The following is a 19,308-nucleotide window of genomic DNA, read 5'->3' as shown; positions in this document are numbered from 1 at the left end:
TATGTCTATATTAGTCTGTGGTTCGGTTGCTTTTGACAACATTATGGTCTTCAACGACCGGTTTAAGAATCACATCTTAGCAAACCAGCTACATATCTTAAATGTGTCGTTTTTGGTGCCTGATATGCATCAACAATACGGTGGCTGTGCTGGCAACATCGCTTATAGCTTGTCATTGCTGGGCTGCCAATCTTATGTGATGGCGACCGTGGGTAAAGATTTTACTGATTACAGCAAATGGATGGACGAATGTGGCATCAGTAGGGAGTATATTAAAGTTATCAAAGATAGCTATACACCGCGTGCTTTTATCATAACCGATATGGATGATAATCAAATCACCGCGTTTCATCCGGGGGCAATGAATCAGTGTCATATTAACCAAGTGCCCCAGCATCAAGGTATTACCGTGGGCATTGTTTCACCTGATGGGCGTGACGGGATGCTCCAACACGCACAGCAGTTTAACGAAGCAGGCATCCCGTTTATATTTGATCCGGGTCAAGGCACACCCATGTTTAGCCGAGAGGAACTGAATAATTTTATTGAGCAAGCCGATTGGTTGGCGTGCAACGACTACGAGGCACAAATGATCTGCGAGCGCACCAATAAGACAGTTGAGCAAGTCACCGAATGTCTACAGGCTTTCATCATCACTCAGGGCGATAAGGGTTCGCTGATTCACACTAACGGCAAAGTGTATTCCATCCCTGCTATACATTCGGATAACCCAAAGGATCCTACTGGTTGCGGAGACGCTTATAGAGCAGGATTGCTTTATGGTCTATCGGAAAATCTAGATTGGGTAACGACTGGGCGTATAGCATCGTTGTTGGCGGCTTATAAGGTTGAGCACCGAGGCGGTCAGCAACATGGTTTTTCTAAAACCGAGTTCAAGCAACGCTACACCGAACTTTACGGCGACGATATCGGTTGGTGAGGCAAGCCTACTCTCTATTGCGATAGCGCTGTTATCTCAAGTTAAGCATACGCCAGTTATTTCGGGCGGCGTGTTTCATCAGTTCTGCATCGCCATTGACGACGACCGGTTCATCAACCCACGACAGTAACGCTTTGTCGTTATAAGAGTCGCTGTAGAACCAGCTTTTTTGATAGTCTAGCGAGTGCTTATCAAGCCACTGCTTTAGACAAACAATTTTGCCCTCTTGAAAGCAAGGCACGCCAGCTATATTGCCAGTGAAAGAACCATTTATCAATTCAGGTTCAGTGGCGATGACCGTCTCTATACCGAATATTTTGCCGATAGGTCGGGTGATAAAAGAGTTTGTTGAAGTAATTATCGCGATAAAATCCTTGTTGCTTCGGTATTGTGCAACGAGTTCTACAGCCTCGTTCCTAACCATAGGTACTATCTTTTCGGTGATAAATCGTTGTTGCCAAACCTGCAGTTGCTGCATATCGTTTAGCGCCAGAGGCTGCAGAGAAAATTTTATATACTCAGCTATGTCAAGTTCACCGCGAGTATACGCTTCGTAGAAATCTCTATTGCGCTTTTGATAGTGGGCATCCACTGCGCCAATCTCGCATAAGAACTCTCCCCAGCTAAAATCGCTGTCACCGTCTAGCAGGGTATGGTCTAAATCAAAGAGTACTAAGTCCATATGCAAAGCAATTCGTATCTATTTCGTGGTTGCACAATGAGCAGATAACCTAATTTTAGCGTATTATTATATGTTTTATGCAACAAAGGACGAGTTATGCAGGATGACGAAGGATATAGACTGGGTGTGGGTATGGTTATACGCCGTCCCGACCGGAAGATATTATGGTGTAAGCGCGTCGGAATGGATGCCTGGCAATTTCCGCAAGGTGGTATAGAGCGAGGCGAGTCTGCAGAAACTGCAATGTGGCGTGAACTGAACGAAGAGGTCGGTTTGTTATCTGATCATGTAGAATTGCTGCAAACTATAGATCAATTACTCTGCTATGAATTCCCCTCAGCTATGCAGATGTCCTATAAAGGGCAAAAGCAAACTTGGTTTTTATTGGAAATGTTAGTCGCCGACGACCCTATTGACTTGACTGAGAGCAATGAGTTTGACCAGTGGTGTTGGGTGGATTGGTGGTATCCGCTGGATACAATCGTCGCTTTTAAGCGCCAAGTTTATAGACGGGTATTGGAAAGCTTTTCGCCGCACAATGCTTAGCTCGGCTTGAACACCGCAAGCCATATCACCGCAACCAGTGCGACAAAGGTTATCTCGTTAAACCAGCGATACCACACATGACCGTGTTTGTTACGGTTGTGTTTGAAATCCCGTAGTAGCATTCCGCACCATATATGGTATGCCAATAACAAAAAAATGATGAACAGTTTTACATGCATCCACCACTGCGTTTGATATGCTGCCCATCCGTAGATTAGCATGCCACCACCGAAAAACATGGTTAATACCGCACTGGGAGTCATAATTCCCCAGAATAATTTACGCTCCATCACTGTGAAGTGTTTAATCGTATCGCTGTCGCTAGCCATGGCATGGTAGACGAATAGGCGCGGCAGATAAAACAAGCCAGCGAACCAAGCGACCATGAATATCAGGTGCAGTGTCTTAAACCATAAAAACATCCGACTATTGTGGCAGAATTATAGAATTACTCAAAATATCAGTGATGATAAAATATAAAGTTATTTAACTAACAATCGCTTATACATACAAAGAGGACAAATAATGCATGCGGTCGCAATCATAGGTGGCGGTGGTTACACAGGGTACGAATTGACGCGCCTTTTGCTACATCATCCGCAAGTCAAGCTCACGCAGGTTATCTCGCGTACTTACGCAGGTCGTGCTATTGCCGAGGTGCATCCTAGGATGACCGCACTGACTGATTTGCATTACAGCGATGTTTTGCAACGCGACCTTAATCCAGATTTGGTGTTTTTTGCTACTCCCAACGGTACTGCGATGCAGCACGCCGAGACCTTGCTGGATGCCGGAATACGGCTGATAGATATGGCAGCGGATTTTAGGTTGCGCGATGTATCCGAGTGGCAACATTGGTATGGCACACAGCATACCTGCCCGCATTTATTGGACAAAGCAGTCTACGGCATCAGCGAAATAAATCGCAACGCCATCGCGGCGGCAAATCTGGTAGCTAACCCTGGCTGCTATCCGACTTCGGCGATACTAGGATTAAAGCCACTGCTAGAGTCGGGCTACGCCGACACTGCAGCTTTGATAATTGATGCAAAATCAGGGGTCAGCGGTGCTGGCCGCCAAGCGAATGTAGAACTGCTGTTTTCAGAGTGTAGTGAAAACTTTAGAGCGTATAAAGCCAGCGGTCACAGACACTGGCCGGAAATCAGACAGCAGTTGAATCAAATCGCTGGCACCGAAATAGGGTTGAGTTTTACGCCGCACTTATTGCCGATTGTTCGCGGCTTGCAATCAACGATGTACATTAAGACAACCGCCGAGCTTGAGCAACTACAGCAGTGCTTGGAGCAGGCTTATCGTCAAGAGGCCTTCGTTCATGTTATGCCGCCCGACAGCCATCCGCAGACCGGTGATGTAAGCAGGACTAACAACTGTTTGATAGCTGTGCATAAACCGGCATATGGCGATATTGCGATTATCTTCTCGGTCATTGATAATTTAATCAAAGGGGCTGCTGGACAAGCCGTGCAGAATATGAACTTAATGCTAGGTCTTGATGAAACGACTGGATTGATTGATTTATACTAAGCGTTTGATGTAATCAACAAAAGGAAATAGTGAGAAGCAAAACATCAGCCCGGATGTCTAGATCCGGTGCAAAAAATTGGCATCAAGAGGCAATGTATCTGCGTAAAGGAGGCGGGTGGTTTCTTGTTTTTGTCGGCTTATACTTTTTACTTGCTATGTTAAGTTATCAAGTCGACGATCCGTCGTGGGCGAATAATATTCCCTTAGACCAAGCCCGAAATTTAGGCGGCGTTATTGGTGCATGGGTTGCTTATAGTGCCTATTTTCTATTCGGTGCACCGGCGATGGTGTTGTTGCCACTCGCTATATTCATGAGTGCTGCGCGGCTGTTCAAACCTGCATACGAACAAAGTTCAATATGGAACAGACACCTAATTATTTGGTTAGCAGCGACACTTGCCATCGCTGCGTGTTGTGGGTTAGCAACGATACATTTTGTTGCGCCTGAACTTCCTGCCAGCAGTGGTGGTCGGTTAGGCGTGTTGGTTATGAATAGCTTTTATCCGCTGTTCAATATGGTGGGGTCGACCATATTATTGTTGGGGCTGATTGTCGCAAGTTTTACGATAATGACCGGTATCGCCTGGCTGAAGGTGGTAGATAGGGTCGGCTTATGTTTGTTCGTCGCTGCGCAATCCGTGGTGAATGCAAAAAAATGGCTGCAGAGTCGCCTATTAGTGCACGAACGATCAGTAGAACGCAGTCAAATAGTTTCAAAGCGTAAGCAGAAACTCCGACAACGAACACCGCCTAAAATAGGGAGTGCCATTAGCAGTTTATCGCGCGGAGAAAAAGCTAACCAGAAGCATCAGATCACATTGCCGATAGACGGCAGAGAAGAATTACCACCGATGAGTTTGCTTGACCAAGAGGCAGCAGCAGTTTCACATTACTCTAAAGACGAAGTTGAACAGCTTGCGCGACAACTTGAAATTAAATTAGAAGACTTCGGAATCACTGCTCAAGTGACTGAAGCACAGCCCGGCCCGGTAGTCACCCGTTTTGAAGTGGTGCCTGCGCCCGGCACTAAGTCAAGTAGCATAAGCGGTATTCAGAAGGATATTGCGCGCTCGCTATCGCTTCCCAGTATTAGAGTGGTAGAAGTTATCCCCGGTAAATCTTCAATCGGCATAGAAATACCTAATAGAAAAAGAGCCGTTGTGAAATTCGGTGAGCTGTTGCGGTCGGACGAATACGAAAAGCAACATTCACCTCTGACGCTTGCTCTGGGCAAGGATGTTGCTGGGCAAGCGGTATTTATAGATCTAGAAAAGCTACCACATCTACTGGTTGCTGGCACCACTGGTTCCGGTAAATCGGTCGCCGTGCATTCTATGCTAGCGAGTTTATTGTTTCGTAATCGTCCCTCTCAGGTTCGTTTAATTCTAGTAGATCCTAAAATGCTTGAGCTTAAATCGTACGAGCATATCCACCATCTATTGCTACCAGTGATCACTGATATGCAGGAAGCCGCCGGCGCCTTATACTGGGCAGTCACCGAAATGGAGCGCCGCTATCGTTTGATGGCTGCCCTCAATGTGCGTAGTATCGGGTCGTACAATAATAAAATTCTTAAGGCACAAAAAAAGAAGCAACCGATAGCCGATCCACTGTTTGATGCCGATAAGCACGAAGACGGCGCAACCGCACCGTTATTAGAGACGATGCCTTATATCGTTATTTTTATAGATGAATTTGCTGACATGATTATGATGGTAGGTAAGAAAGTAGAGGAAATGATTATCCGGCTTGCGCAGAAGGCGCGTGCTGCCGGATTACATTTAGTACTTGCTACACAACGACCATCGGTAAACATCATTACGGGTTTAGTTAAAGCCAATGTGCCAGCGAGGATTGCATGTCAAGTTTCTTCAAAGGTGGATTCGCGCACTATCCTTGATCAGAACGGTGCCGAACAACTGCTCGGACAAGGCGATATGTTGTGTTTGATGCCGAGTTATTCGACACCCCTGCGCGTACACGGTGCATTTATATCAGATAATGAAGTGCAAGCAGTTACCGACTTTATACGGCAACAGGGGCCTCCGGCTTACATAGAAAATATAGAAGCATCGGACACGGCTACGGTTGGGTTGGATATCTCTGATGCCAAAGACCCGCTTTATAATCAAGCGGTGGAAATTGTAATAGAATCGCGCAAAGCCTCTATCTCGTATTTGCAACGCCGTCTTAAGGTCGGCTACAACCGAGCGGCGCGTATGATAGAAGATATGGAAGCCGCTAAAATAGTCTCCAGAATACATTCGAACGGTTCTCGCGAAGTGTTGGTTGCAGCGCCGGGCAAAGATTAATGCGACCGTATAAAATTAGTGCGGCAGTATTGAGTTGCCTGTTTTTTTTCTATGCATCGGCGGTCGCCGACATATTTAGTGATTTGGATATTTTTTTTGATGCCGAAACATTTCGGGCGAATTTTGAGCAAAAGGTTTACAGTGCTGATGGTCAAAAGATTGATGAATCGAAAGGATTTATATTGTTCCATAGACCGGGGCGCTTTCGCTGGGAATATGTCTTGCCCGAGCCTTATCTGATTTTAACCGACGGCATCAATCTATTGATTTACGATGTGCCCCTCAAACAGGCATACATCCGCCCAACACTGACCACTTTAGGAAAAGCACCCTTGATGTTGCTGCTGGATAAACGCACTGTAGCTGATGATTTTTATGTAGACACTATAGCCGATAATACTTATGCCGAGATTGATGCGGTTGATTGGTTGAGACTGGAACCAAAAGAAGATGACACCGATTTTATTTACTTTGATGTAGGCTTCAGGAACAGCCGTTTATCGTATTTAGTACTCTACGACCATTTCGATCAATCTACGCATATACGCTTTTACGATGTCCAAACAGGCACAGAATTTAAGAGAGATTACTTTAAAATTAAACTACCTGAAGATGTCGATGTCATACAAAATGGGCGCTAGCAAGTTTTAGTCACAAATTTTAGATTAAAACCTTCGCTCGTAATTTATTTGGCTAAATAGCTCAGATTAAAACTTATTTCTGCTGGCGATTTTTCTCTCCCCTAATTTAGTTTATCGTGCTCTCTACACTGATTGCCACCGTAATAAATTAAAAAAATAACTTTACCAGGATAGCTGCATTCAAAGGGAAAAGTACCCAACGCAAATATTTAAGTTCCATCTACTGCTTCCTTTGCTTCCTTATCAGACACATCGGGTATCCGTCTCAATAAATTATATAATGCTATTTCGGCCATATCTATTTAACCCTTTTATTTGTGCAAAGCCGATATACCCTTTGCAAACTTCCCAACTAGTTGAACCATTCAATTAATAGGATTTTAGCATTGAATTGAGGTATCAAGACAACTACCTGCTTACATGTTTCTGGCATTATACAGTCTCTAAAAAAACGAAGCCCATAGCTCGCGATAGAGCAACGATCTCGGAGCGAGCTATACCAAACTACCTACGAAGTTATGCGGTTTTGCGCCGCACTTGGTGCTGTGCTGGAAAAGTAATTAGAAGTGGTTGAAAATAAGAGTCTACTTTCGTTTTAGACGGTCTTTGAGGTCTAGAATAGAATTTATAAAATTAGTTATGGCAGTTCCAAATTTAACTATAGCAGTTCCGATTACTATTATGAAAAACAGCAATCCTAATAAGGAGATGACGGGATTTTCAAGATAGTCCCCTAAAAATATTATACTCATACTAATAAGTCCTAGTACTAATATCACAAGTATGTCAGCAAAACTGACATTGCTTGTTTTCTCATCAACATGTACCATGTCCACTATACCTCCTTGACATGCTTAGTTAGTTTATTATATAGCATAGCAACCCGGTTTCAAAACATTGTGCGATGCCACCAGTTTTGATACAGGTATCCGTGTCCGAACTAAGGTTTTCCTAGAAGGGCCGCTACGCTAAATCTACAGTAACGAGTTTGAGGTTACCTCTACGGCTTAGTGGTTTTTGCGGTCGCCGCTACGCAAATAGCCAGACTTTTCACCGAAACTTTATTTTTTGAAGCCTGCGTTTTTCTATATTCCAACTACGGTTACGCTCAGTCATGCGTTTATCGTATTTGTGTTTTCCCTTGCCCAGACCCAACTGGATTTTGGCACGATTGTTTTTCCAATGCACATCAAGCGGTATTAATGTGTAGCCTTGCTGCGTCAGTTTACCGTGTAGTTTGCGTAATTCTCTTTGGTTGAGCAACAGCTTGCGGGTGCGCGCCGGGTTTGTTGTCGAGACAGTGCAGCTCGGCAACGGACTAATATGTGCATTGATTAGCCACGCTTCGTTATCTTTTAAGATAGCATAACTTTCTTTCAACTGTATGCGATTGGCTCTGAGGCTTTTGACTTCCCAGCCGTCGAGCACGATGCCTGCTTCTATCTGTTCGGATATAAAATAATTGCGCCTAGCTTCTGGGTTCTGCGCCGTTTTAGCCTGTTTTGTTTTATTAGTCTTCATAATTCCACTATAATAAAGCCTTGTTTCTAAATCGTTAAATAATATCTCATCCAATGATGATCAGCAAAAATTACTACACCCATAGCCAATGGGCTTCGCGACTTGTCTTTATTATGGCAGTAACCGGATCGGCGGTCGGTTTGGGTAATATCTGGCGCTTTCCTTATATTACTGGCGAGTACGGCGGAGGTGCATTTGTTATACTTTACATATTTTTTGTCATCGTAATGGGATTACCTGTGATGTTGAGCGAGGTGATGCTAGGTCGTTTGGGAAAACGCAATACTGTAGATACTTTTTCCCGTTTTCATAGAGAATATGGAGCCAGCCCGATTTGGAAGGTAATCGGACTGATGGGCATCATCACCGGTGTTTTGATATTATCCTTCTATAGTGTGATTGCAGGATGGTTAGTGGTTTATGTATTTCATTCCGCCACCGGCACCTTTGAATCTCAGTCGGTTGAGGGCTTTTCAAATCTTTTCAATACGCTTTTAGCAGATCCTAAGCAGATGATTTTGTACCATGGCTTATTTATGTTGATAACCGCAATTGTTTGTATGCGAAACATTAATGCCGGCATAGGAAAGGTTGTTTATTATTTTATGCCATTGTTGCTGATATTGATAATTGGAATCATTGTCTATAATTTTTATAACGCCGATATGGGACAGGCGGTGCGTTTTTTGTTTTTGTTTAGGTGGCAAGATATGCAGCCCGATGTAATTTTGGTTGCCCTAGGACAAGCATTTTTCTCGTTGAGTCTAGGGATGGGAGCAGTGATGATCTACGGTTCTTACTTGTCAGATAGTGAACCTTTGCTTGCCACGACCAGCACTATAGTTGTGATCGACACCTTAGTTGCTATCCTTGCTTGTCTAATGATTTTTCCTATTTTATTTGCTTTTAATTTAGAACCGGCTGCAGGCCCGGGCTTGATTTTTAAGACTTTACCCATTGCTTTCTCTCAGATGCCTGGCGGTGCTTTACTTGGTTTCATATTTTTTGTATTACTTTTCATCGTCGCCTGGACTTCAGCTTTCTCGTTATTGGAGCCTGCTGTTGCCTGGCTGACTGAGCATACTCGTTGGACACGCAGCACGGCGGCGGCTATCGCTGCCTTGGTAATTTGGTTGCTAGGTTTTGCAACTGTTTTCTCTTTCAATATATGGCAAGAAGTCGAATTATGGGAGATGACTCCATTCAATCTAATAGATAATTTAACCTCGAACATCACGCTACCTTTGGGCGGCTTGTTGATAGTTCTATTTGCCGGTTGGGTGCTACCTGCTACAGCTAGCAAAAAACAGTTTGGCTCAAGTTCCAATACCTATTACCAAATATGGCGTTGGAGTGCGCGCTATTTTTGTCCTATATTGATATTGGCTATTCTTATTGCAAATCAGTTGGGGGAGACATGAGTCGTATCTCACGAAAGGCCATAGTCCCCTATTCTTGCCGTCAAATGTACGATTTAGTTGCCGATGTGTCAGATTATCCGGAGTTTATTTCTTGGTGCGACAAGGTTGATACTGAGGTATTAAGCGAAAATTCGGTTAAAGTTCGTTTGAGCATACTCTATAAGCAAACGATAAATTTATCTTTCACTACTATTAACACCAATACACCTGAGCAATCTATAGATATGAAATTAGCCGACGGTCCTTTTAGTAGCTTAAGTGGGCATTGGTATTTTCAACCACTTGGGGAGAGTGGTTGCAAAGTTATTTTTCAGCTCGACTACGAGTTCAATAAATCTTTGAAATATATATTGTTTAAGCAGATTTTTGATAAGGTGTCGGTGTCTTTGTTTGATGCTTTTCAAACCCGCGCACGACAAAGGTACGGGACTGTTGTCTGAGCAACGAGTAGAAGTCGTCTATGCCGCAGTGCATAAGCAACGAGTAGTGAGCGTAGATCTACAGCCTAATATGCAGGTTATAGATGCCATCCGCCAATCTGGTTTATTGGCAGAGTTTCCTGAGATTAGTATGGCGCATAACAAGGTCGGCATCTTTGGGCGCAAAGTATCGTTGGAATTGCAACTTAAAGCAGGCGATCGGGTCGAGATATATCGCCCGTTAAAATGTAGTCCGCAAGAGGCCCGCCGCCGCCGAGCGCTTAATAATCATTAATTTGTTTGTCGATCGCTATGCTATTTTCAGGATTTATCAATAACCAAATTTTCTGTTTTGCGTAAATATTCTATGCGCTCACCATCAAATAGCAGTGTTAGTCTGTAGAGTTCTAGTTCCTTTCGCAAGACATCGTTATAGTAAACATAATCCCACCTATCATCGTGAAATGCGGTCGGCAACACTGGCGTACCCAACAAATAGTACACCTGGCTTTTGGTCATGCCGACCTTTACTTTTGCAATTTTTGATGGTTCTAATATATTGCCTTGGGTAATATCCATACGATATAGCTTGTAGCTGTCGGGATTGAATAACCGACCAAAGAATCCGCTAGATTCCTGACCCAGCTCACTACTGCAAGAACACAATATCGCGCTGCATATGGCAATGGCTAGACTGCGGAATAGCTTATAATTTCGTTTGAGCATTACATAATGATAATATAAGTAGCTTAAATTGTTAAATATTATGAACCAGCAAGATATCAAACGAGTAGGACTTAAGGTGACGGTGCCGCGCCTTAAAATATTGAAAATTATGGAGCAAGCCGACTCCCGCCATGTGACTGCTGAGCATATACACAAAAAGCTAACCTTAAAAGACGAAAATGTCGGTTTGGCAACTATCTACAATGTGCTTGCGCAATTTGAGGCAGCCGGTTTAATACTGCGTCGCTACCTAAAGCGAGGACAAGCATGCTACGAAATTAACCGCGGCGATCATCACGACCACATGGTCTGCACCCAGTGCGGCAGAATCATTGAGTTCGTCGACTCAACTATAGAGGACCGACAAGAAGCTATTGCCAAAAAGCACGGTTTTACCCTCAATGATCACTCACTGGTAATGTATGTAGACTGTCAGGCAAATAATTGTAAGCACTTAAAACACTCGTAAGCGTGTTGTTTTCTAAAAACTATAAGAAAAATTGACGCCAGCAGAATTCCACAGAGAATTTAAAATTATTCGGAGCATTTACTGAGAACATTGACTGGTTGATTTAAGGCTGCATGCCAAAGCAACGTATGCCAGAAACCACGGCACTGGATTCCGAATATTTGAAAACAAATTATCCCTGTTATTCGCAAGAGTCGAGGAAATTTAGCATGCAGTCAAGGAGCAGATCAAAATACCGAGATTTTAGTTGGGATTTTAGAACTGCTGATACTAAGGCAGATACGCATTGCTATCATAACTATCCGGCAATGATGATTCCGCAAGTCGCTGAAAGGCTGATTGCACGATACGCTAGCAACGCGAAGACTCTTTTTGATCCGTATTGTGGCACGGGTACTTCGCTGGTGGAGGCAAACCTTAAATCTATCAATGCCTATGGAACCGACCTAAACCCTTTAGCGCGGTTGATTGCTAGAGCAAAAACCACTCGTATAAAACTTCAAGTGCTAGATTTGTATCTAAAAGAATTTCAGGAATTTTTGTTTGCGTTAAATTTTGAGCTAAAGAACTTTAGTGTTACATTGCCTGAATTTCATAACATTGATTTCTGGTTTAAGCCGCAAACCAAAGAAAAGTTGGCAATTGTCAAAGGTTTTATAGATGCGATAGAAGATAAAAATGTACAGGAATTTTTCTTGATAGCTTTTAGCGAGACGGTGAGGGAAAGCAGCTTAACTAGGAATGGCGAGTTTAAGTTGTATAGAATGTCAAAAATAAAAAGAGAGAAATTCAACCCTGATGTTTGTTCAATAATGACCGCTAAGTTGTCAAGAAACCACAAAGGTTTGCAAAGCTATCTGCTAAAAACTAAAAATATCTCTGCAACAACGAATATATATGATTTTAATTCCGCTCGCGATATATCGGCAATAGAAAAAGATTCGATGGATATAGTCGTCACTTCTCCCCCCTACGGTGATAGCAAGACGACGGTAGCCTATGGTCAGTTTTCGCGCTTGGCTAATCAGTGGCTTGGCATAAGCGATGCCAATCAAGTGGATAATCAATTAATGGGCGGCAAAATAAAAGAAATAGGAAAAACGGGGATTGGTATCGTTGATAGCATAGTGGAGAAAATTGCCCGACAAGATCTAAAAAGAGCGCAGGCGGTCTACAGTTTTTATGATGATTATATTAAGTCGATCGCTAATGTTGTTGGTGTAGTAAAACGCGGTGCTTATATATGTTATGTAGTCGGCAATCGCAGAGTAAAAGATATCAAACTGCCGACTGATGAAATCACCAAGTCGGTCTTTGAACACCACGGGGTGGAGTATCAGAACACATTTATCAGAGCTATTCCTAACAAGAGGATGCCGGGTAGGAATAGCCCGACTAATAAAGCGGGTTCTATATCAGCGACGATGACCAACGAGTATATCGTGGTCATGCAGAAACACTAGTATCTAGTTCATTCGGTTGTCGCAAGCATTTGTCGGGCGTGGTCTAGGGATTGCTTGGTGATTTTTGTTCCTGCTATCATTCTTGCGAGTTCTTGTAGTCGGTCTTGTTTATTCAGTTTGGTTAACGACACTGAGGTGCTTCCATCTTTGCTTACTTTTTCTACATAATAATGATGGTCTGCTTGGCAGGCGATTTGTGCCAGATGGGTAACGCAAAAGACTTGCGTTTGTGAGGATAATTTCTTCAATAGACGGCCGACTATTTCTGCGGTTGCACCACCGACTCCGCTATCTACCTCGTCAAATATCAGCACGGGTATCATGCGTCGGTTTGACAGTGCGACTTGCAAAGCCAAGCTAATACGAGAGAGTTCTCCGCCCGACGCCGCTTTCGCCAAGGGTTGTAGTTTTTGACCTGGGTTGGCGCACAACATAAACGCAACCCGCTCAAGCCCGCTTGGTGATGGGGTAGTATGGCTGTCTGTGACAAAGTTTATTTTGAATTGCGCCTGTTTCATATTCAGTTGCTTTAGCAGTTTCAATACTGCCTCTTCTAATACGCGCGCCGATCGTTTTCGGGTGCCGCTCACTTGTAGCGCAATTTTTTTATAATCTGCCTCAGCGTTATCCCTTTTCTTTTCAAGTTGCTCGATACTTTGTTCGGGGTCGTCCAACATTTTTAACTCGTGACTCATCTGTTCAAGTTTTTCAGGCAACAGATTGGCTGATGTTTTATATTTGCGCGCCAGTTCGGTCAAAACACCCAGCCGTCTCTCGATGGTCTCAAGCTCACCTTGTGTGTTATCTATACGGTCTAGATATTGCTTGATCTCGCGCGCTGCTTCGTTACTTTGATCCAGTGCATAGTTCACCAACTCGGCTACTTCTTGAAGTTTAGTATCTATTTCACTCAAGGAGTGTAATTCGTTGTACGCTGTAGCCAGCAACAGATTTGCATTTTGTTGGGATTCAGCATCTAGTGCTTGGTAGGCGTTGGCAAGTGCTTGTTTGAGTTTTTCTTTTTGTGAAAGCACGCGGTGTTCTTGCTCTATTTGTTCATATTCGCCAGCTTTGATTGCGGCTTGCTCTAGTTCTTGGCATTGCTGTGTTAACCATTGCTGTTTGATTTCTATTTCTTGCGATTGCTGCTGGCGATGATTGAGTTGGTCGTTTACCATCTTCCATTGCTGATAGATATTCTGCATTTCCAGTAATTGCGCTTCGTGGTCGCTGTATAAATCGAGCAACGCTAAATGGCGAGAGCTATCTAATAATTGTTGTTGATTATTCTGACCGGCCACATCAACCAGTAGCATGGTCAGTTCTTTGAGTTGTTCCAGTGTCGAGAGCGAACCGTTAATATAGGCTTGCGAACGTCCTTCGCTATTAATAACCCGTCTGATGACACAGCTGTTTTCATCGTTTTCCATGCTTTGTTTTTTGAGCCAGCTTATTGCCGCAGTTTGTCCGCTCACATCTAGAGCAATGCTCAACGACAGTTTGTTGGCGCCAGGGCGTAGCAGATGACTTTGTGCGCGTCGTCCCAGTGTTAGTTCTAATGCATCTATTAATATCGACTTACCAGTTCCGGTTTCGCCGGTTAAGACTGTCATGCCGCGTTCAAAATTGGCGACTACTCTATCGATAATTAAAAAGTTCTCGACCGTTAATGCGCTTAGCATCAATCTAAGGCTTGGTACTCCACATGAGTTTATTTCTCAGCGTAGTAAAGTAGTCGTGTTGCAGGATCTGTATTAGTTTTAGCTTATGTGGGGAACGTTTAATGATGATTTTAGAGTTACTCTCAATACTACGGGTTATTTGACCGTCTACAGCAATAACGGTATCGTCACGATACCTTTCGGTGACCGTCACTTCAATAACTTTCTTGGAGTCTATGACCAACGGTCGTTGGCTCAATGTATGCGGACAGATGGGTACCACCAATAACGCTTCCATAGTCGGTTCCAATAACGGACCACCGCTAGCTAAGGCATAAGCAGTAGAACCCGTAGGTGTTGAAATAATCAGTCCGTCGCCGTGTATAGTATTTAGAAAAACGCCATCTACATGGGTATTTAATTCAAGCATGCGAACAGTATTTTTATTATGCATTGCAACATCGTTACAAACGGTAAAGCTCTCGGTTATGCTACCGTTTCTATGCAGTGCTACATCGAGCATAATTCTCTCTTCTAATCGGTAATTCCCATTCAAGATGCTGTCTAAGTGTTCGCGAAAGTTATCCGGCGATATTTCTACCAGAAAACCTAGTCGCCCTAGGTTGATGCCAATGATAGGAATGTCGTGCTCGCTACATAGATGACTCGCTTGCAATAAAGTGCCGTCGCCACCGACGGAAAAGGCGAGCTCACACTGGCGACTGAATTCCTCTGCAGAGACAAACCGTATGTTTGTCTGATCGGATACGATAGCTTTATCTCGCACGCAAGCAATGATTGAGTCAAAACGCTGCTTAAGGTAATCGCATAGATGTATCGCTACATCGCGAGTTTTACCGCTATCGTCGTGTTTGAGTATTAAGCCGACGCATCGGGTGTTTTTAATGTCTTTCATCCGTGCTAGCAATGATTTCTTCACCAACCCAAAGAGGACATTCTCCTTGTAATTGTCCTTTGTTAGTTATATGTATGATAGGCATTATAACAAGATAGCAGATAAGCTGTGCGTAAAATTAAATATACCTGTAGGGACAAAAGTAGTAAAGTCCTATTTCTGCCAAACAGAAATGTGCTTTTGATGACCCTAGAGCATTTTCAACTCGCTTAAGGGGAAAAGTTAGCCTATACCCTATCAAGAACAGCCATCATTGCCATCGCACCAAGACGCCCAAACTCTCCTAGAACTATCCTAAAACTATCCTATGCAAATAGGACATTTCTGCTGTGAGCAAAGGCGGACATCTGTGCTTTGGTTTGACACGCATTCGCTAAAAACTGGACATAGCCTGCTTATGCAAGTATATTAGACACCTTACTTCGCAGATTGCTATGTAAAAGCAGATAGTCTGTGATAATTGAGCCTGTAGTTTCAATGCTTTGCTGAGGCTACGGGGTATTTTAATAATCAACCGGTAAATAAATAATGGATAACCATATGATCGCTGCAAACGACAGTAATTTTCAAGAACATGTATTAGATTCAGATATGCCCGTTATAGTAGACTTTTGGGCAGAATGGTGTGGGCCCTGCAAGGCAATCGCACCTTTGATTGAACAAGTTGCCAAAGAATATGCAGGACAAATTAAGGTAGTCAAGCTCGATGTTGATCATAATAAAGAGACAGCGTCTAAATACAGTATTAAGGGCATACCTACTTTGATTCTGTTTAAGGGTGGTGAGGTCAAAGATACCAAGGTGGGTATGCTAACACTCTCTCAGTTAACTGCTTTTATAGACCAGAATATCTAGGCAAATTAAAGTATCGCTTTGCTTTGTGTACCGTAGGCGCGTAGCTCAGTGGTTAGAGCACCACTTTCACATAGTGGGGGTCGTTGGTTCAAATCCAATCGCGCCTACCATTAGCAACTAATCAATAGCCACCTTTGCGGCGACTTTCAGGTAATCCTGCAAAGCGTGCTCCTTGCTTACTTGGATCTTTAGGGAAAAGAGCATAAAGTTCTTTAGCCGAAAGATCGCTGTTGTCCCATTGTTCTTGCATGGCTTTGACTATCTTACGAGTGTTAGGCTGCTCTTCGTTAAAATTGAAGAACCGATCGCGCAAATGTACGATGATATCCATGTGTTGGGGGGTTATTTTTAAGCCTTCTTGTTGAGCCATCTCGTCTGCCACTTCCTGGCTCCAGTCCAAGGGGTTTAACAGATAACCGTTTTTATCTCTCTTAATTTCCCTACCTTTCACAGTTAGAGTCTTTGATTCGTCTGCTTCCGACATTTCATTCTCCTATCTAAAAATTATCAAATAAATTAAGTTATTGTATTGCCTACTGTTGTAGTGCGACATCTATTATATACAATAATCGCCAATAATCAGCAAGGAATAGGCGACATCTTGCGAACCTTTTATGTGTATCTTAATGCGTGGCGGCGGGTTGTTGGGTATGCTTCTGAGTGGCTAACAGTGCACTGAACTTGCTACTAAAATTGTTAGCGTGCCTGCACATAAAACAGCGGATATTACGCTCGTAGATTTATGTATTCAACAACACTGCTAAGGCTATACACAAGCAAATCATTTGTGCAATTACAACAAACGGCACATTACTGTAGTCGTGTGAAAATCACCGGCCGCTTCTACAATTTAGTGGCACGCAGAACCGCCCCTACGATTTATCCTACTCTTTAATAAAAACTTGGATACACCGTATCGTCGGGCAAACCATAACGAGTATCGTATTCTACCTTCACCAGATATAACCCGTTGCTTGATGCGGTCACGCCGCCTTGTGTTCGGTCTCTTTTCTCCAATACATCGGCGACCCAGTGCTCAGGCTGGGAACCGGCGCCGACCTCCAACAACACACCGACGATATTGCGCACCATATATTGAACGAAGGCATTGGCACAAACATCTATATAAATAAATCGTCCATCTCGGCACACCGTTATCGCATAGACCTGCCTAACCGGCGTCTTAGATTGACAGCCGGCACTGCGAAAGCTACTGAAATCGTGTTCGCCAACTAGTGCTTGTGCGGCTTGATGCATCGTTTGTTCGCTCAGTGGCTTATATATATGTGTGCTTAGATCGTGCAACAAAGGCGACTGCAGAAGGCTATTCAAAATGACATATCGGTAATGCCGGCGGATTGCACTTCTGCGCGCATCAAAGCTCGCATCCACCACACTCATCCATCGCAAACCAATATCTTTAGTGGTATGCGCGTTGCAACCTTGTAGCCATTCTCGCTCACTGCGCTGCGCATCGCTTTCAAAATGAACAACTTGTCCGGTGGCATGCACTCCGCTATCAGTGCGTCCAGCACACACGGTGCGCACCGGACTATTCGCCACTTTCGTTAAAGCTCGCTCCAAACAATCTTGCACACTGGGCGCGTGCGATTGGCACTGCCATCCGTCAAAGGCGGTGCCTTTATACTCAATGCCAGCAGCAAACTTCATTTTTTCATTTTATCTCGTAAGCTACCCAGACGTGCTAGTTGCTCGGCATCCTCGCTTTGTCGCTCTACTTCCTTGAGTAGACGGCTTGCTTTGTCGTAGTCACCCATTTCTATATAGGCTTCGGCTTGGTTGAGCTTGCCAATAGTCTTATCGGCTGTGACTTTGGGCAAATTATTCGGCGGCTCTACATACTCTCGTGGAGAGCGCAGTTTTGCTAATTTCTCTTGCCCCGGCAACGGTGCACCCATACGACCGACATTGCTCGCTTGCCGAATAGGCAGTGCCTTTCGCTTCTTAAGTAACCATAGGCTCTCCAGCAATAGCAGTACAACTAAGAACATTGCCACAACCATCCAAAATTTAGCGTTCGTCATCAACGGCTGCTCTCCCCACTGCAGATAATCCGACCAACGAAACTTTTTATCTTGACCAACCGCCGTATCGGCTTGTCCTTGCTGTGCTGCCGCATCTTGCTGCGCTTTAGCATACTCAAGCGCAAAAAGTTTGTTTTGCAATATTGCCGCATTTTCACGGGCAAAGTCTAATTGCTCGCTCCTGGTCTCACCTTCTTCTAGTGAAGACTCAGTCGCTTTGCCAAATAATGCCTTTAATATCAGAAAGCCTTGCTGAGCGAATAATATCGTAGCGACTGCACGAGCATCACCCGACTCAGCACGAGCCTTATCAAAAACAGTCTTTTGATAATCGCTGAGCATTGCTTCTACACCAGCTAAAAAGCGCGGGTCTACATTGACTGAACTTAGATACGACATGAACTTGTATTCGCCATCCGGATCAGTGGCAGTCGTCAATAATTGCAACTCACCCCATACTTCTCCAGCAGGGATGTTTTGCGCGGTAGCGAGCTTATTCACCAAATAATTCAACATCTCAGCAGGTGTCATCGCTTTGATTATTTCAGGCAGCGGTGCCGATGGCTCTTTTAATATTGGCCGATAAGTATTACTCAATATCTTATCGCCGTCGCCGATGCGAACGATTAAATCAAAACTATCAAGTCCGATGGACACAAGACTGCTAACCGCAATATAAGGTGGATTTGCCGATGTTACTATCTCCATCACCAAGCGGTCGTGCAAACTCTTTAGATACTCAAGCCCTTGCGCCTGATAATCGTTCTCATCCGTAGGTAACACATACCAATTTGCTAAGTTCTCGCGTGCTACATCGCCTAGCGTGACCTTGGCATCCAATATCTGCTCGACCTCGCTGTCAACTGATAGGTCGCCCAACTCCAACGCCACTGCCGAACTCACCGCAAAACAACTCAACACCAGCCACAACATCGACCACCGCAAGGACAACCCAGTGTGATTGTCCTTGCCTAGTGCCATTGCAAACCATAGAGGTGTCCCTATGCAGTCACTTTCAGACCTCATCAGGCGCCGTTTGTTAAAGTAACATAAACAGTCTGCTTTATAAGCAACCTTAACAGCGCTGCTAAATAGACACCTATACGCACACCCCATAAGCCGTTGCACACCAGAGGCATACCATAA

20 protein-coding genes and 1 tRNA gene are annotated in these 19,308 nt (G+C 44.0%); 12 read left to right on the top strand and 9 right to left on the bottom strand.

All coding sequences use genetic code 11. From position 1 onward, the window contains the following. The first annotated feature begins 1 nt into the window (after nt 1). Nucleotides 2-940, top strand: coding sequence for a carbohydrate kinase family protein (locus GDA45_03485; protein MBC6413983.1), 939 nt, complete (start codon nt 2-4; stop codon nt 938-940). 31 nt (nt 941-971) lie between these two features. On the opposite strand, the gene GDA45_03480 is transcribed toward GDA45_03485, so the two are convergent. Then, nucleotides 972-1,622 carry an HAD family hydrolase gene (locus GDA45_03480; protein ID MBC6413982.1) on the bottom strand — a complete coding sequence of 217 codons (651 nt, stop codon included), beginning with the start codon at nt 1,620-1,622 and terminating at the stop codon, nt 972-974. A gap of 96 nt (nt 1,623-1,718) precedes the next feature. On the opposite strand from GDA45_03480, the gene GDA45_03475 reads away from it, so the two are divergent. Then, nucleotides 1,719-2,168, top strand: a complete 450-nt coding sequence (locus GDA45_03475) for an RNA pyrophosphohydrolase (GenBank protein MBC6413981.1) — start codon at nt 1,719-1,721, stop codon at nt 2,166-2,168. Here the strand turns inward: GDA45_03475 and GDA45_03470 are convergent. Further along, entirely contained in the window at nt 2,165-2,590 is a 426-nt protein-coding gene (locus tag GDA45_03470; GenBank protein MBC6413980.1) for a CopD family protein, read from the bottom strand. The genes GDA45_03475 and GDA45_03470 overlap by 4 nt on opposite strands. A gap of 103 nt (nt 2,591-2,693) precedes the next feature. Between GDA45_03470 and GDA45_03465 the strand changes: the two genes are divergently transcribed. The 3 genes from GDA45_03465 to GDA45_03455 are packed head-to-tail and all read left to right on the top strand — an operon-like array spanning nt 2,694 to nt 6,666. Next, nucleotides 2,694-3,713 carry an N-acetyl-gamma-glutamyl-phosphate reductase gene (locus GDA45_03465; protein ID MBC6413979.1) on the top strand — a complete coding sequence of 340 codons (1,020 nt, stop codon included), beginning with the start codon at nt 2,694-2,696 and terminating at the stop codon, nt 3,711-3,713. Nucleotides 3,714-3,766: 53 nt separating this feature from the next. After that, the gene (locus GDA45_03460) at nt 3,767-6,025 is read left to right on the top strand and encodes a DNA translocase FtsK 4TM domain-containing protein (GenBank protein MBC6413978.1); all 2,259 of its coding nucleotides are present in this window, start codon (nt 3,767-3,769) and stop codon (nt 6,023-6,025) included. Further along, complete coding sequence (locus tag GDA45_03455; GenBank protein MBC6413977.1) at nt 6,025-6,666, top strand: outer-membrane lipoprotein carrier protein LolA; 642 nt, start codon at nt 6,025-6,027, stop codon at nt 6,664-6,666. Before GDA45_03460 ends, GDA45_03455 begins: the two co-directional genes overlap by 1 nt. A 1,050-nt stretch (nt 6,667-7,716) precedes the next feature. Here GDA45_03455 and smpB read toward each other — a convergent pair. Next, complete coding sequence (gene smpB, locus GDA45_03450) at nt 7,717-8,187, bottom strand: SsrA-binding protein SmpB (GenBank protein ID MBC6413976.1); 471 nt, start codon at nt 8,185-8,187, stop codon at nt 7,717-7,719. A 113-nt stretch (nt 8,188-8,300) separates the two neighbouring features. Here smpB and GDA45_03445 point away from each other — a divergent pair, with 113 nt between their 5' ends. The 3 genes from GDA45_03445 to GDA45_03435 are packed head-to-tail and all read left to right on the top strand — an operon-like array spanning nt 8,301 to nt 10,322. Then, nucleotides 8,301-9,608 carry a sodium-dependent transporter gene (locus GDA45_03445; protein MBC6413975.1) on the top strand — a complete coding sequence of 436 codons (1,308 nt, stop codon included), beginning with the start codon at nt 8,301-8,303 and terminating at the stop codon, nt 9,606-9,608. 44 nt (nt 9,609-9,652) lie between these two features. Continuing rightward, nucleotides 9,653-10,048 (top strand): type II toxin-antitoxin system RatA family toxin, encoded by a 396-nt coding sequence (locus GDA45_03440; protein ID MBC6413974.1) that lies wholly within the window; start codon nt 9,653-9,655, stop codon nt 10,046-10,048. Continuing rightward, the gene (locus GDA45_03435; protein MBC6413973.1) at nt 10,002-10,322 is read left to right on the top strand and encodes an RnfH family protein; all 321 of its coding nucleotides are present in this window, start codon (nt 10,002-10,004) and stop codon (nt 10,320-10,322) included. Before GDA45_03440 ends, GDA45_03435 begins: the two co-directional genes overlap by 47 nt. A 26-nt stretch (nt 10,323-10,348) precedes the next feature. Here GDA45_03435 and GDA45_03430 read toward each other — a convergent pair whose 3' ends face one another. After that, a complete protein-coding gene (locus GDA45_03430; GenBank protein MBC6413972.1) occupies nt 10,349-10,606 on the bottom strand; it encodes an outer membrane protein assembly factor BamE in 258 nt (85 codons plus the stop codon). A 187-nt stretch (nt 10,607-10,793) separates the two neighbouring features. On the opposite strand from GDA45_03430, the gene fur reads away from it, so the two are divergent. After that, nucleotides 10,794-11,222: a ferric iron uptake transcriptional regulator gene (fur, locus tag GDA45_03425; protein MBC6413971.1), complete on the top strand. Its 429-nt coding sequence runs from the start codon at nt 10,794-10,796 to the stop codon at nt 11,220-11,222. Nucleotides 11,223-11,350: 128 nt separating this feature from the next. After that, nucleotides 11,351-12,685, top strand: coding sequence for a DNA methyltransferase (locus tag GDA45_03420; GenBank protein ID MBC6413970.1), 1,335 nt, complete (start codon nt 11,351-11,353; stop codon nt 12,683-12,685). A gap of 8 nt (nt 12,686-12,693) precedes the next feature. Here GDA45_03420 and recN read toward each other — a convergent pair whose 3' ends face one another. Further along, nucleotides 12,694-14,367, bottom strand: coding sequence for a DNA repair protein RecN (recN, locus tag GDA45_03415; GenBank protein ID MBC6413969.1), 1,674 nt, complete (start codon nt 14,365-14,367; stop codon nt 12,694-12,696). 4 nt (nt 14,368-14,371) lie between these two features. Next, the gene (locus GDA45_03410; protein ID MBC6413968.1) at nt 14,372-15,262 is read right to left on the bottom strand and encodes an NAD(+)/NADH kinase; all 891 of its coding nucleotides are present in this window, start codon (nt 15,260-15,262) and stop codon (nt 14,372-14,374) included. 528 nt (nt 15,263-15,790) lie between these two features. On the opposite strand from GDA45_03410, the gene trxA reads away from it, so the two are divergent. Both trxA and GDA45_03400 read left to right on the top strand, forming a co-directional pair. Then, nucleotides 15,791-16,117: a thioredoxin gene (gene trxA, locus GDA45_03405; GenBank protein ID MBC6413967.1), complete on the top strand. Its 327-nt coding sequence runs from the start codon at nt 15,791-15,793 to the stop codon at nt 16,115-16,117. A gap of 34 nt (nt 16,118-16,151) precedes the next feature. Further along, nucleotides 16,152-16,227, top strand: a tRNA-Val gene (locus tag GDA45_03400). Between the two features lie 11 nt (nt 16,228-16,238). Here GDA45_03400 and GDA45_03395 read toward each other — a convergent pair. The 3 genes from GDA45_03395 to GDA45_03385 form a co-directional block, all read right to left on the bottom strand. Next, entirely contained in the window at nt 16,239-16,601 is a 363-nt protein-coding gene (locus tag GDA45_03395) for a TusE/DsrC/DsvC family sulfur relay protein (protein ID MBC6413966.1), read from the bottom strand. 407 nt (nt 16,602-17,008) lie between these two features. Further along, a complete protein-coding gene (gene truA, locus GDA45_03390) occupies nt 17,009-17,788 on the bottom strand; it encodes a tRNA pseudouridine(38-40) synthase TruA (protein ID MBC6413965.1) in 780 nt (259 codons plus the stop codon). Then, nucleotides 17,785-19,188, bottom strand: coding sequence for a hypothetical protein (locus GDA45_03385; protein MBC6413964.1), 1,404 nt, complete (start codon nt 19,186-19,188; stop codon nt 17,785-17,787). Before GDA45_03385 ends, truA begins: the two co-directional genes overlap by 4 nt. Nucleotides 19,189-19,308: the final 120 nt, after the last annotated feature.

The sequence above is a fragment of the Chromatiales bacterium genome (assembly GCA_014323925.1).
Taxonomy (GTDB): Bacteria; Pseudomonadota; Gammaproteobacteria; order Poriferisulfidales; family Oxydemutatoraceae; genus SP5GCR1.
This window is presented reverse-complemented; position numbering and strand designations above follow the sequence as displayed.